Raw genomic sequence first — 12,883 nt, 5'->3', positions numbered from 1 at the left:
TGGGGTGGGGTCGCTCACGTATTGCTGATTTCAAATATTACCGTTAATTTTCTTGTTTTCCTCATGTAAAGGTTGGTTGTAATGAGTTCGCAATTATCCGAAGCCTATCTACAGCGCTTCGGCGGTACCGCTCGTTTATATGGCCGGCAGGCGCTGGAACTGTTTTCCGAGGCTCACGTCTGTGTGATTGGTATCGGCGGCGTCGGTTCTTGGGCCGCGGAGGCGCTGGCTCGTACCGGCATCGGGGCGATCACCCTGATTGATATGGACGATGTGTGCGTCAGTAACACCAACCGGCAGATCCATGCGTTGCGTCAGCATACCGGGCAGGCGAAAACGGAAGTCATGGCGGAACGTATCCTGGCGATTAACCCGGAATGCCGCGTGACCTGCGTGGATGATTTCATCAGCGCCGAGAATGTCGAAACGTTGCTCGATCGCAATTTCAGTTATGTTATTGATGCGATCGATAGCGTGCGTCCTAAAGCGGCGCTGCTCTCTTACTGCCGGCGTTACAAAATTCCGGTGGTGACCGTCGGCGGCGCGGGCGGGCAAATCGACCCTACGCGCATCGAGGTGGCCGATCTGGCGAAAACCATTCAGGATCCGCTGGCCGCCAAACTGCGCGAGCGGTTGAAACATGATTTCAACGTGGTGAAAAACAGTAAAGGAAAGCTGGGGATAGATTGCGTGTTTTCCAGCGAGCCTCTGGTTTATCCGCAGCCCGATGGTTCGGTGTGCGCTTCACGCAGCACCGCCGAGGGCGTCAAACGTATGGATTGCGCATCCGGTTTCGGCGCCGCCACGATGGTCACGGCCACGTTCGGTTTTGTCGCCGTTTCTCATGCGTTGAAGAAAATGATGGCGAAAGCCGCGCGTCGATCCAACGAGAGTCAGACGGTTAAATCGGCATAGGAAGGTTAGCGATGCCGCCGCCTGCTCCGGTTATCGTCAGGCGCACTCTGCCGCAATGGCCTGGATGCGGGCGGCCAGCGCGGCTAAGCCGCTCGATCGCGAGGCGCTAAGCTGCGCGCGCAGCCCCAGCGTATCGAACAGCGCCAGCGGATCTTCCTGAAGTAATGTGTCCGCCGTTTTCCCTTCTACCGCGGTTAATAACACCGCCAGCAATCCGCGCACGATACGTCCGTCGCTGTCGCCATAAAAATGCAGCGTCCCGTCTTCCTGACGTTGATAACCCAGCCAGACCCGATTTTCACAGCCGGACAGCGCGATCGTCTCGTTTTTTAATGTTTCCGGCAGGGAAGGGAGCTGCTTGGCTAATAAAATAAGCTGCCGGTAGCGTTCTTCCCATGAACGGCAGGCGTCGAAACGCGTTTTCAGGTCAACTGCGCTAATCTGGCGGCCGAACGGATGGGCCGTATGTGTCATGTCGGTCATGGTTATCTTCGCTAGTCGGTCAGTAATTCAAGCGCCGCGCCGACGGCTGTAATCAACGCGTCGACATCCTGCTGGTTGTTATAAGGGGCAAATGAGGCGCGCAACGCGCCGTCGATTCCGAGCGCGGTCATTAAGGGCTGCGCGCAATGATGCCCGGCGCGCAGCGCAATACCGCTTTCAGCCAATAGCGTGACCAGGTCGCTGTGGTGAATACCGGCAAATTCGAAAGACAGTACGCTGGAATTTGCGCAGCGGAAACTGCGAAAGCCGGGAAACTGCGCCAGGCGGGTTTCCGCTTGGCCGGCCAGCGCTTGACTGTATAGCTCCGCTGCCCGCCAGTCCAGCCCGGATAGCCAATCCACCGCCGCAGACAGGCCGATAACGCCTGCGATATGAGGCGTACCCGCTTCAAAACGGTGAGGGATCGCCTGAGGCGTAAAACCATCAAAAGAGACCTTGGTCATCATCTTGCCGCCGCCTTGCCACGGCGCCATGCTTTCCAACAGCGCCGTTTTCCCATACAGCACGCCGAGACCGGTGGGCGCATACAGTTTATGTCCGGAGAACGCATAAAAATCGATATCCAGCGCTTGAACATCCGGCGGGCAGTGAACCATGCCTTGAGCGCCGTCGATCATCACCCGTGCGCCATAGTGGTGGGCAAGCTGAATAGCCGCCGCCAGATCGGGTATGCCGCCGGTAACGTTAGACATGTGCCCCAGCGCCAGAATACGCGTTCTGCTGTTCAGCAAATGAGGAAGGCGCTTTATATCCGGCAATAAATCCTCCCCGATGGGCAGTTTTATTACGCGTGCGCCGGTTTGCTCCGCCGCCATCAGCCAGGGGATCAGGTTGGCGTGGTGTTCCGCTTCACTGACCACGATCTCATCGTTCGGACGCAGGCGCGGTCTGGCATAGCTTTGCGCCACCAGATTAATGGCTTCCGTCGTGCCTTTCGTCCAGATAATGGAGCGCGCATCGTCGGCATGTATCAGCGCCGCAACCTGCTCCCGCGCGCGTTCAAAGCGCTGCGTCAGCCGCTGCGCCGCACGGTGCTGGCTACGATGAACCGTACCGTTCTCCTGGCAGTAAAACTGCTGAACGGTATCGGCGACTATTCGAGGTTTTAATGCCGTGGCCGCACTATCAAGGTATACCCCTGGGTGCACCAGTGCGGGAAACTGCCGGCGGAAAGATGTGGCGTTAAACGGTGTCATGAGCATCCTCTTTTGGGAGTCAGATCCTGTCCCATTTTCACTGGGGACACAAGTTTAGGACGATGCTTAGCGCTATTTTCTGGAAAAGCGGATAATTCATACTACACTTTAGATTGTTAAATTTTTAGAATTTATTGGTGTGTAAAGTCACTTGTAAAGTGTTTTTATTCAACAGGAGTTAACTATGAAGAATAAAATCTCTATTTTCGCCGCTATTGTGATGGCGTTTTCTCTGGCAGCTTGTTCCAGCAATTATGTCATTCATACCAATGACGGGCGCACGATCATTGCCGACGGCAAACCCCAGGTCGACGATGAAACCGGTATGATTAGCTATACCGATGCGTACGGCCAGAATCAGCAGATCAGCCGCGATCTTGTGCAGGGAATGACGGAAGCGAAGTAATCTTCTGTGAATAATTTTCGGCTATGAGATAAAAAAAGCACCGCAGATGCGGTGCTGTATTAAAATCAGGACAGACAAGGTAAATGTAAGAAAGTGAAAAGGTAGCCGGGCTACCTTATCTGCAAAGGCAGACAAACAAATAGCAAACACAACATCACAACCACAAGCCAAAAGCACTTCGGATTACCCCTCCGCACTTTTCGTTCCGGCTTAGGAAGTCGAGCTAATATAGGTATTTGCTGGTACATCCTCAATGGACAATTTATAATGTTTCGGATTATAAAATCTAATAGATAAATGAACATGATGTGTATGTTATTTATCGGGAAATAAAAGAATTTCATTCATGTCGAAACGTCTCCCTCCACTCAACTCCTTGCGCGTATTTGATGCGGCGGCCCGCCATCTCAGCTTTACCAAAGCGGCGGAAGAGCTATTCGTTACGCAGGCGGCGGTCAGCCATCAGATAAAGTCGCTGGAGGATTTCCTGGGGCTGAAATTGTTCCGCCGACGTAATCGCTCTCTGCTGCTGACGGAAGAAGGGCAAAGTTATTATCTTGATATAAAAGAAATATTTTCCTCGCTTAATGAAGCGACCCGTAAGCTGCAGTCGCGCAGCGCCAAAGGCGCATTGACCGTTAGCCTGCTGCCCAGCTTTGCCATTCACTGGCTGGTTCCTCGTTTATCAAGTTTTAATACGGAATATCCGGGCATTGATGTGCGAATTCAGGCGGTGGATCGCGATGAAGATCGCATGTCGGATGACGTGGACGTCGCCATTTTTTATGGCCGGGGGAACTGGCCGGGGTTACGGGTAGAGAAATTGTATGCCGAGTATCTGCTGCCCGTCTGCTCGCCCGCGTTGTTAACCGGGGAGCATCCTTTGAAAACGCCGGCCGATCTGGGCGCGCATACGCTGTTGCATGATACGTCGCGCCGTGACTGGCTCGCTTATACGCGTCAACTTGGGGTACAAATAAATGTGCAGCAGGGGCCGATTTTCAGCCACAGCGCGATGGTATTGCAGGCGGCGATTCACGGGCAGGGGGTTGCGCTGGCGAATAATGTGATGGCGCAGAGCGAACTTGAAGCGGGTCGGCTGGTCTGTCCGTTTAATGATGTGCTGGTTAGTAAAAATGCTTTTTATCTGGTATGTCATGACAGTCAGGCAGAACTGGGTAAAATAGCCGCCTTTCGCCACTGGATTCTGGCGCGGGCCGCCAGCGAACAGGAAAAGTTTCGCTTCCGTTACGATAACAGTACGCGCTGATAGCGGGGCGCATAGCGAATGCCCCTTACAGGCGGTGAGTCTGGGTGGTTTTATGCGCTGTCCGGCGACAATAATGCTTACGGAGTAGGCACAAAATTAGGTATCAACAATGAATAGCCGTTTCATGCTGATTTTTGCCGCTATTAGCGGTTTTGTTTTTGTTGCTCTGGGGGCGTTTGCTTCCCATGTGTTAAGTAAGAGTATGGGGCCGGAAGAGCTTGCCTGGTTGCGTACCGGGCTGGAGTATCAGGCATTTCACACGCTGGCTATCTTGGCGCTGTCCGTTTCAATGCATCAGCGCACCAATCTGTGGTTTTACTGGAGCAGCGTTTTTCTGGCGTTGGGCACGGTGTTGTTCAGCGGTAGCCTGTATTGTCTGGCGCTTTCCCATTTGAAACTCTGGGCTTATGTCACGCCGATTGGCGGATTCTGTTTTCTGATTGGGTGGTTATTGATGTTGGTTGGCGCATTGCGTCTGAAAAGAAAGGCTGAACGCCATGAATAAAGTTATTTTGTACTGTCGTCCGGGGTTTGAAAAAGAGTGTGCGGCGGAAATAACCGAGAAGGCGGCGCAGTATAACGCCTATGGCTTTGTGCGGGTGAAGGATAACAGCGGTTACGTGATCTTCGAATGCTATCAGCATGAAGATGCCGATCGCCTGATAAAAGAGCTGCCGCTTCATGAGTTGATTTTTGCCCGTCAGATGTTCGTCAGCGGCGAACTGTTACGCGACCTTCCGCCGGAAGACCGGATTACTCCCATTGTCGGTATGCTGACGGGGGCGATTGAGCGGGCCGGCGAGCTACGGGTCGAAGTCCCGGATACCAACGAAAGCAAGGAACTGATGAAGTTCTGCCGCAAGTTTACCGTACCCTTACGCGCCGCCCTGCGTGAAAATAAAATTCTGCTGGGCTATGAGAAAGCCGATCGGCCGGTGCTGCATGTGTTGTTTATCGCGCCGGGCTGTTGCTATGCGGGTTATTCCTACAGCAACAACAATTCACCGTTTTATATGGGCATTCCCCGTCTGAAGTTTCCCGCGGACGCGCCCAGCCGTTCAACATTAAAGCTCGAAGAGGCGTTTCACGTTTTTATACCGGCGGATGAGTGGGATGAGCGCCTTGCCAGCGGGATGTACGCCGTCGATCTGGGCGCCTGCCCCGGCGGTTGGACCTATCAACTGGTAAAGCGCAGCATGATGGTTCACGCCGTGGATAATGGCCCGATGGCGCCCAGTTTGATGGATAGCGGGCAGGTTATGCATCATCAGGCTGATGGCTTTCGTTTCGAACCGCCGCGTAATAACGTCTATTGGCTGGTGTGCGACATGGTGGAAAAACCGGCCAAGGTCACCAGTCTGATTGCCGATTGGCTGGTAAAAGGCTGGTGCAGAGAAGCGATCTTTAACCTCAAACTGCCGATGAAGAAACGTTTTGAGGAAGTTTCTCAGAATCTGGCGTTACTCCGCGAACGGCTGGAGGAAAATGGCGTCAATGCGGAAGTGCATGCCAAACAACTCTACCACGATCGCGAAGAGGTAACCGTTCATGCCCGCCGTTTCTGGGCCGCGGTGCCGGGCAGACGTGATGAGCGGTAAAATATTGCGGCGCGATTTACTACTCGGCGTGTCTCATGGTTTTTGCGGCGTAAAAAATCGCGCTGAGGTGGACGTTGCCGTCGAATGAGCTTGATGGGTGCCGTGAAAGCCAGTGCTGCGTCGGGCGAGTGCTACGACGTAGCGGAGCGATGGCGGCGTTCTGGCGCTGAGCCTACAGAAATGCCTTACTCCCAGATTTGAGTATTCTCAGCGCGGGGACGGCACTCTTAGCTGCTGAAGGTTGCCATGCAGCGACAGATCCTTGCTGAGCGTCGCGACCCGGCGGCTGATAAATGCCATTTCCCGCTGTTGCTCCAGTTTGCCGCGCCATTTCTCCGGCACATCTTCCAGTTGTTGATAGAGCGCATCCAGGCCGCCGGCCTGTTGCAGCAACTGCACCGCGCTTTTGGGGCCGATGCCGCTGACCCCGGGAATTTTACTGCTGCCGATCCCCGCCAACCCCCAATAGTCGGGGAGCTGTTGCGGCAATACGCCAAACTCCTGTTGTACAAAAGGGAGATCCAGCCAGCGTTTTTGAAAGTAATCTCTGATTTGGATCGTCGGCGCCAGTAGCTGGCAGTAACCTTTGTCGGTGGACACGATCGTCGCCTGATGCCCGGACCCCGCTACTTTAGTGGCCAGCGTCGCCGCCAAATCATCCGCTTCGTTACCCGGCGAATGCCAGCTCGCGACTCCCATCGCGGCAAATGCGGCTTTAATTTGCACCAGCTCCTGTTTAAGATTTTCCGGCATTGGGGAACGCCCGGCTTTGTACTCCGGTAAAATCTGATGGCGCCAGCTGGCGTTTCGATCTTCATCATCAAATACCGCCACGGCATGGCTTGGCTGACTGTGTTGCAACAGTTGGTTTAGCGCATGCTGGCAGGCAGTGACGCAAGGGGAACCTTGTACGGCATGAATCCGGCGTATTAAGTTCATCGCATCGACAATCAGCAAATGTACGGGCATAAGCGGGTTCCTGACGGTGTCGTCCATGTCGTGAGGGGAAGATTTCCTTCCCCTCGTTGGTTATCAGCCGATTGAGCGGATATCGGCAAAGCGCGCGGTCGGCGTTAAGCGCAGATCTCGTAGCAGGGAACATAAGCGCTGCCGGGGAGTTTCATGCGCTGCTGCGCGACGAAGCCCTGAAGCAGCCGGTCCATGCTTTTCATGAGCTGCGAGTCACCGTGGATTTTGTAAGGCCCTTGCTGCTCAATGGCCTGAATCCCCACTTCTTTGACATTACCGGCGACAATCCCGGAGAACGCGCGACGCAGGGCGGCGGCCAGTTCTTCCGCGGGTTGATCGAAATGCAGATTAAGGTTGGCCATATTTTCATGGCTGGGATCGAACGGCATCTGCAGATCGGGGGCGATACGCAACGACCAGTTAAAGCTATAGGCATCGCCGGTGTGACGGCGGCTTTCCTGAACCACCGGCATGGCTTTTTTCATCTGACGGGCGACTTCCGCGGCGTCATTAATGATGATGGAGTAGTGACGGCGCGCCTGGCGGCCTAATGTGCCGACGATAAACTCATCCAGCACGCGAAAATAATCGGCGCTTTCCTCCGGACCGGTAAGAATGATCGGCAAGACTTGCTCGCTGTTTTCCGGATTCATCATAATGCCCAACAGGTACAGAAATTCTTCCGCCGTACCGACGCCGCCGGGGAAAATAATGATGCCATGGCCGAGACGCACAAACGCTTCCAGGCGCTTTTCAATATCCGGCATGATGATCAATTCATTCACCAGCGGGTTAGGCGGTTCGGCGGCGATGATGGACGGCTCGGTCATGCCGATAAAACGCCCGTCTTTGTAACGTTGCTGCGCGTGTCCGACGGCGGCGCCCTTCATTGGCGCTTCCATGGCGCCGGGGCCGCAGCCCGTACAGATATTCAACTCGCGCAGGCCTAGTTGGCTACCCACTTTCCGCGCGTAAAGATATTCGGTTTCATTAATGGAATGGCCCCCCCAACACACCACCATATTGGGTTCTTCGCCCACGTGCAGCGCTCTGGCGTTGCGCAAAATAGAGAAGACCAGATTGGTGATATGCGTAGAGTTTTCCAGGTTCAGGTTGAGGTAACGGCCGGCGTGGACTAGCTGCCCGTTAACAAACAGAATATCGCGCAGTACGGCGAACAGGTTGGCCTGAAGCGAGCGAATGATATTGCCGTCGACGAATGCGTCCTCCGGCGGATTAACCAGCTCCAGCTTAACGCCGCGTTCACGGCGCAATACGTTAATATCGAAATCTTCATAACGGGAAAGCAGTTCTTTGCTGTTATCCGTCTGGCTGCCGGAATTCAATACGGCCAGGGAACAGTTACGAAACAGTCGGTAGAGGTCGCTGCTGGCGGTGCTTTTCAGCATGTCCACTTCCAACTGCGATAGCAAATCCATAGACCCCAGCGGGCTGATATGTGTAATCAATTTAGCTCCTTTAAACGCAGTATACCCGTCATCTTAAGATGCCTGCGGGCATAAGATCCGTCATGCTGTTTGAGGACGGCATACCCAGGCTGTCGGAGGCGAGACTCCCCGGCGGGGAGATCATCCGCATGTTTCCTTTGATTCACGAACGTCGACAGTCGGCGTCGGCATCATTCGATAATATTGGACCCTGATTCTTTCTCAGTGCTTCACCTTAGCGCGCAGCCATCATTTTTTCCAATAATGATGGCTGCTGGCAATAAGAAGTTGCGTAACGTTACGCATTTATTGACGCGGCAGCCGTCCAACGGGAGCGGTGAAAGGAACATTGCTGCGCCACGGATTGATATCCAATCCGCCTCGGCGGGTATAGCGGGCGTAAACGCTGAGCCGTTCGGGCTGATAGTAACGCATCAGGTCGTTAAAAATTCGTTCAACGCACTGTTCGTGAAATTCATTGTGATGGCGGAACGACACGATATAACGCAGCAGCGATTCCCGGTTAATGCGCTTCCCCCGGTACTGAATCTGAACCGAACCCCAGTCGGGTTGATGGGTAATCAGACAGTTGGATTTTAGCAGGTGGCTGACCAGCGTTTCTTCTACCAGCGTATCATCGTGACTGTCTGATGCCAGATAGTCCGCATTGAACTCGTAGCTGTCGATGCGAATATCCTGATCGTCGATGCACTCGCCGTCAAAACCGGCGATTGGCCGGCCTTCCAGCTCGCTGAGTTTAAATAACGTTACGCTGACCTGGCCTTGCGCGCATTGGCTCAGATCGTTTATTAACGTGGCGCGTACGCTGTCCCAGCTATCGAACACGGTTTGGTTAAAGCTGTTCAGGTAAAGTTTGAAGCTCTTGGATTCGACCAGATTTTGGCTGGCGGCATCCAGATGCATTTCTCCCACGGCGACCTGGGGTACGCCGTTTTTATTCAGCCAGGACAGTTCATAAAGCGTCCAGATATCTTCTCCGTGAAACGGCAGAGCCTGCGGGAAGATACCGAGCGGCTCACGATTCAGGCTACGGGGAACCGGTTGTAATAGGTCGGCATTGTAGCGATCGTGATAAGCTGTTGGTTTCCCCAGCGTCAGTTGGCTAAGAGCCTGATGCTTGTCGTAAGTGGACATATGATTACCTTGATGAAAAAGAACTGATGGCGCGTAGTGTAACTCGACTAACAGAATGATGAGAAAAATTATGGATTATGAGGTTCCCCAGGCATTAGCGGCCTTTACCCGGCGTTATGTTGAACTATGGCGGCAGGAAACGGGCCATCCGCCCGCCAGCGAAGCGTTATACGGCGTTCCTTCCCCGTGCATTACGGAAAGTCAGGGCGGCGAGGTTTTCTGGCTGCCGCAGCCGTTTTTGCCCGACGCCGCGCTGGATGGGGTGGAGCGTGCGTTGGATATCAGCCTGCACCCGGATATTCATGCGTTTTATACGGCTCAGTATGCCGGTGACATGGCGGCTCAATTCGAATCGGTTTCGTGTGTGCTATTACAGGTCTGGAGCGAGGAGGATTTCTCCCGTATGCAGGAGAACCTGATCGGCCATCTGCTGACGCAGAAACGTTTAAAGCTGCCTCCGACGCTGTTTGTGGCGACGACCGACTCTGAAATGACGATGGTTTCGCTCTCCAATGTTTCCGGGCAGGTGATTTTGGAAGAGTTCGGCACAAAGAAACATCAGGTGCTGGCGCCGACGTTGGTTGATTTCCTTTCCCGGCTCACTCCGGTGACCATCTAATCATTAATCATGTTTCACTTTCTATGTTGTGAGAGATCTCTTACATTTACTGTAAGAAATCTCTCCACTTTCGTGTTTATGTCAGGCGGCGTGTTTATTTTTTCATTATTAATTAGTCAATTAAATTTATTTTTCCTTTTCGCGCCAAAGACAATTGATAAACATTGTCACTTGCCTCTTGCTGAATCCAAACAATTAATACATCTTATTACTTAAGTTGGTAAACGGTTGCGCGGGATTGAGCGCCGTTCGCCAAACGCTGTTTTAAAGGATGGATACATTTTCAGGATGAAGTCAGGGACACCTCCAGGAAGGAGATTGAGAGCCGGACGGGACGTCTAGGTGGGGCTGGAGCCTAAAGGAATTGAGTCATGGATGATACAGGATGGGCAAGTCAGGATGAAAGTTGGACGCTAGCAAGGATTGTCGGTCAGGAAGGCCACTAAGGAAAAGTTTTCAAGGATGAGCAGGGACGCAAAGGTGTAGCGGGATAGCTATGAAACGAATCGGGGGTACTGAGCAATCAGTACCCCCATTTTTTTGCCTGCGAAGTTCACCAAAATGTGAATTTTGGGCGAGACTAATATCAGTGCTATGCTCTGCCGCCTACGGCAACAGGCTTTAATGGTGAGAAAACGCATGAGTTTAGAGGATCAGGTTCGTCAGTCTTTGTTTGAGGTCGAACGCGTGTTACGAGACAGCCCTTTCTGGCAGCAATCTCCGCCGGAAGCTTCTGCTTTCGCCAGCAATGAGCCTTTCTGCATTGATACCATGCGCGCCGAGCAATGGCTGCAGTGGGTTCTGCTGCCGCGTATGCATGCCTTGCTCGATAGCGGCGCGCCGTTGCCGGCGGCATTTTCGCTATTGCCCTATTTTGAAGAAGCGTTGGAGGGGGCTCCGTCCGATATCGAGCCGCTGCTGATGCGGATCGGCCAACTTGACGCGCTGTTTGGCAATAACCCGAATTCCGCTGACGGCGATAACGATGCTTGAGATCATTTATCAGGATCGGCATCTGGTTGCGGTCAATAAACCCGCCGGTTGGCTGGTACACCGCAGTTGGCTGGATCGTAAAGAGAAAGTGGTGGTGATGCAGACGGTGCGCGATCAGATTGGTCAGCGAGTTTATACCGTTCACCGTCTGGACCGGCCAACATCCGGCGTACTGCTGTTAGCCTTATCCAGTGATGTGGCGCGCTCATTGTCTCAACAGTTTGAGCAGCATCAGATGCAGAAAACCTATCACGCGGTCGTCCGCGGCTATGTGATGGATGACGGCGTGATTGACTACGCGCTGACGGAAGAGCTGGATAAAATCGCCGATAAATATGCCAATGCGGATAAAGCTCCGCAGCCGGCGGTAAGTCATTACCGAACGTTGGCTCAGGCTGAGATGCCGGTAGCCATTGGTCGCTACCCGACATCGCGCTATAGCCTGCTGGAGCTGGCGCCGCAAACCGGGCGTAAACACCAGCTGCGTCGCCATATGTCGCATATTCGCCATCCGATTATCGGCGACAGCACGCACGGCGATCTGCGGCAGAACCGCGGCATGGGAACGCACTTCTCCTGCAACCGGCTGATGCTGCATGCGAGCCGGCTGCGCCTGACGCATCCGGTAGACGGTCAGGATCTCACGCTGCAGGCGCGTTGGGATGCGCCGTGGCAGGGAGTCATGGCGCGCTTTGGTTGGCAGGGCATTCTCCCTGATTTTGAAAGGGTTGAGTTTCCGGCGGCGTCGGGTCAGGATAGCGGCTAGCATTTCATCAGGTATTAAATAAAAAAGGGAGTCGGGAATCATGGCGCAGATTGGTATTTTTGTTGGCACGGTCTACGGGAATGCACTGCTGGTGGCCGAAGAAGCGGAAAATATCCTTAGGGAGCGCGGGCATGAGGTCAAAGTCTACGAGGATGCGTCGCTGGAGTCGTTTCTGGACTATCGCGAGCACGACGTGCTGGTGGTGACGTCAACGACGGGGCAGGGAGACCTCCCCGATTCTATCGCGCCTCTGTACGCCGCTCTGCGCGAACAGGGGGGGTATCAGCCAGAACTGCACTATGGATTGATTGCCCTCGGGGACAGCAGCTATGAGAATTTCTGCGGTGGCGGCCGCCGCTTTGACGCGCTATTGCAGGAAATGGGCGCCAAGCGCATTGGCGAGATATTGGAAATTGATGCGGTTGAGCACCCCGAACCGGAGGTCGTTTCTTGTCCGTGGGTGGAACAGTGGCTGACGTTGGTGGAAGCTCGCCGCGCCTGAATGCGGAACGGGAGCGCGACGCTCCCGTTGTCGTTATTGTTTCAGCAAACTATTAGCGATTTTTAGTCAGCTTTTCCAGATCGGCTTCGATCTCGGCGATCTTGTTCGATACCACGCTATCCAGATGGCGCAGGTCATCAAGAATTTTACGTTTAAGATCGACTTCCGACTGCTCATGCTGACAGATTTGATCAAGTTCATCAATGACATAACGTAAGTTAGGGCTGATTTCGTTAATCTCTTTATATCCCTGGCCCGAATTGTCCGCCATGATGGTTTTACGCTGACGCGGGTATTTGAACTTCACGCTTTTGGCGAAGAATTCCCCTTTGTCCTTACGGAAATAAATTTTCAGGATGTCGTTGCTGGCTTCCTGACGCAGGCTATAGCGATCGATATCGTCTGGATTGGTAATGCCGAGGCTTTTCAGATTGTCATACATAATGCGACCTTTTTTGATTTTAAAATAGTCCAACTAGAATACTGGCAAACGACCGGATTCATCTGTGATAGCCCACGATTTTTTGGTCGCATACGAAATC

15 protein-coding genes are annotated in these 12,883 nt (G+C 53.5%); 9 read left to right on the top strand and 6 right to left on the bottom strand.

The genetic code is table 11. The features are described from left to right. The first annotated feature begins 81 nt into the window (after window positions 1–81). Window positions 82–915 carry a tRNA cyclic N6-threonylcarbamoyladenosine(37) synthase TcdA gene (gene tcdA / locus HC231_RS18000; protein WP_208228101.1) on the top strand — a complete coding sequence of 278 codons (834 nt, stop codon included), beginning with the start codon at window positions 82–84 and terminating at the stop codon, window positions 913–915. Window positions 916–951: 36 nt separating this feature from the next. Here tcdA and csdE read toward each other — a convergent pair whose 3' ends face one another. Both csdE and csdA read right to left on the bottom strand, forming a co-directional pair. Continuing rightward, window positions 952–1,398, bottom strand: coding sequence for a cysteine desulfurase sulfur acceptor subunit CsdE (csdE, locus tag HC231_RS17995; protein WP_208228100.1), 447 nt, complete (start codon window positions 1,396–1,398; stop codon window positions 952–954). Window positions 1,399–1,409: 11 nt separating this feature from the next. Next, the gene (gene csdA / locus HC231_RS17990; protein ID WP_208228099.1) at window positions 1,410–2,615 is read right to left on the bottom strand and encodes a cysteine desulfurase CsdA; all 1,206 of its coding nucleotides are present in this window, start codon (window positions 2,613–2,615) and stop codon (window positions 1,410–1,412) included. Window positions 2,616–2,799: 184 nt separating this feature from the next. On the opposite strand from csdA, the gene HC231_RS17985 reads away from it, so the two are divergent. From HC231_RS17985 to rlmM, 4 genes are all read left to right on the top strand, one after another. Beyond that, window positions 2,800–3,021 (top strand): YgdI/YgdR family lipoprotein, encoded by a 222-nt coding sequence (locus tag HC231_RS17985; protein ID WP_208228098.1) that lies wholly within the window; start codon window positions 2,800–2,802, stop codon window positions 3,019–3,021. Window positions 3,022–3,367: 346 nt separating this feature from the next. Then, a complete protein-coding gene (locus HC231_RS17980; protein WP_208228097.1) occupies window positions 3,368–4,291 on the top strand; it encodes a transcriptional regulator GcvA in 924 nt (307 codons plus the stop codon). Between the two features lie 109 nt (window positions 4,292–4,400). After that, window positions 4,401–4,796 carry a DUF423 domain-containing protein gene (locus HC231_RS17975; protein ID WP_208228096.1) on the top strand — a complete coding sequence of 132 codons (396 nt, stop codon included), beginning with the start codon at window positions 4,401–4,403 and terminating at the stop codon, window positions 4,794–4,796. Next, entirely contained in the window at window positions 4,789–5,889 is a 1,101-nt protein-coding gene (gene rlmM, locus HC231_RS17970) for a 23S rRNA (cytidine(2498)-2'-O)-methyltransferase RlmM (RefSeq protein WP_208228095.1), read from the top strand. The genes HC231_RS17975 and rlmM overlap by 8 nt, the downstream gene beginning before the upstream one ends. Window positions 5,890–6,096: 207 nt before the next feature. On the opposite strand, the gene xni is transcribed toward rlmM, so the two are convergent. The 3 genes from xni to queF all read right to left on the bottom strand — a co-directional run bounded on the left by xni (window position 6,097) and on the right by queF (window position 9,461). Next, on the bottom strand, window positions 6,097–6,858 hold the full coding sequence (gene xni / locus HC231_RS17965; RefSeq protein WP_208228094.1) for a flap endonuclease Xni: 762 nt from the start codon (window positions 6,856–6,858) through the stop codon (window positions 6,097–6,099). A 104-nt stretch (window positions 6,859–6,962) separates the two neighbouring features. After that, on the bottom strand, window positions 6,963–8,327 hold the full coding sequence (gene ppnN, locus HC231_RS17960; RefSeq protein ID WP_208228093.1) for a nucleotide 5'-monophosphate nucleosidase PpnN: 1,365 nt from the start codon (window positions 8,325–8,327) through the stop codon (window positions 6,963–6,965). Window positions 8,328–8,612: 285 nt separating this feature from the next. Then, a complete protein-coding gene (queF, locus tag HC231_RS17955) occupies window positions 8,613–9,461 on the bottom strand; it encodes an NADPH-dependent 7-cyano-7-deazaguanine reductase QueF (protein WP_208228092.1) in 849 nt (282 codons plus the stop codon). Window positions 9,462–9,531: 70 nt separating this feature from the next. Here queF and syd point away from each other — a divergent pair, with 70 nt between their 5' ends. The 4 genes from syd (at window position 9,532) to HC231_RS17935 (ending at window position 12,341) form a co-directional block, all read left to right on the top strand. Continuing rightward, a complete protein-coding gene (syd, locus tag HC231_RS17950) occupies window positions 9,532–10,080 on the top strand; it encodes a SecY-interacting protein (protein ID WP_208228091.1) in 549 nt (182 codons plus the stop codon). 639 nt (window positions 10,081–10,719) lie between these two features. Then, window positions 10,720–11,073 (top strand): YqcC family protein, encoded by a 354-nt coding sequence (locus HC231_RS17945; protein WP_208228090.1) that lies wholly within the window; start codon window positions 10,720–10,722, stop codon window positions 11,071–11,073. Then, window positions 11,066–11,839 carry a tRNA pseudouridine(65) synthase TruC gene (gene truC, locus HC231_RS17940; RefSeq protein ID WP_208228089.1) on the top strand — a complete coding sequence of 258 codons (774 nt, stop codon included), beginning with the start codon at window positions 11,066–11,068 and terminating at the stop codon, window positions 11,837–11,839. The genes HC231_RS17945 and truC overlap by 8 nt, the downstream gene beginning before the upstream one ends. A gap of 40 nt (window positions 11,840–11,879) precedes the next feature. Beyond that, complete coding sequence (locus HC231_RS17935) at window positions 11,880–12,341, top strand: flavodoxin (protein WP_208228088.1); 462 nt, start codon at window positions 11,880–11,882, stop codon at window positions 12,339–12,341. A 52-nt stretch (window positions 12,342–12,393) separates the two neighbouring features. Here the strand turns inward: HC231_RS17935 and HC231_RS17930 are convergent, their stop codons facing one another. Continuing rightward, on the bottom strand, window positions 12,394–12,783 hold the full coding sequence (locus HC231_RS17930) for a DUF3461 family protein (RefSeq protein WP_208228087.1): 390 nt from the start codon (window positions 12,781–12,783) through the stop codon (window positions 12,394–12,396). Window positions 12,784–12,883 lie beyond the last annotated feature (100 nt).

The organism is Brenneria izadpanahii (genome assembly GCF_017569925.1).
Lineage (GTDB): Bacteria > Pseudomonadota > Gammaproteobacteria > Enterobacterales > Enterobacteriaceae > Brenneria > Brenneria izadpanahii.
This window is presented reverse-complemented; position numbering and strand designations above follow the sequence as displayed.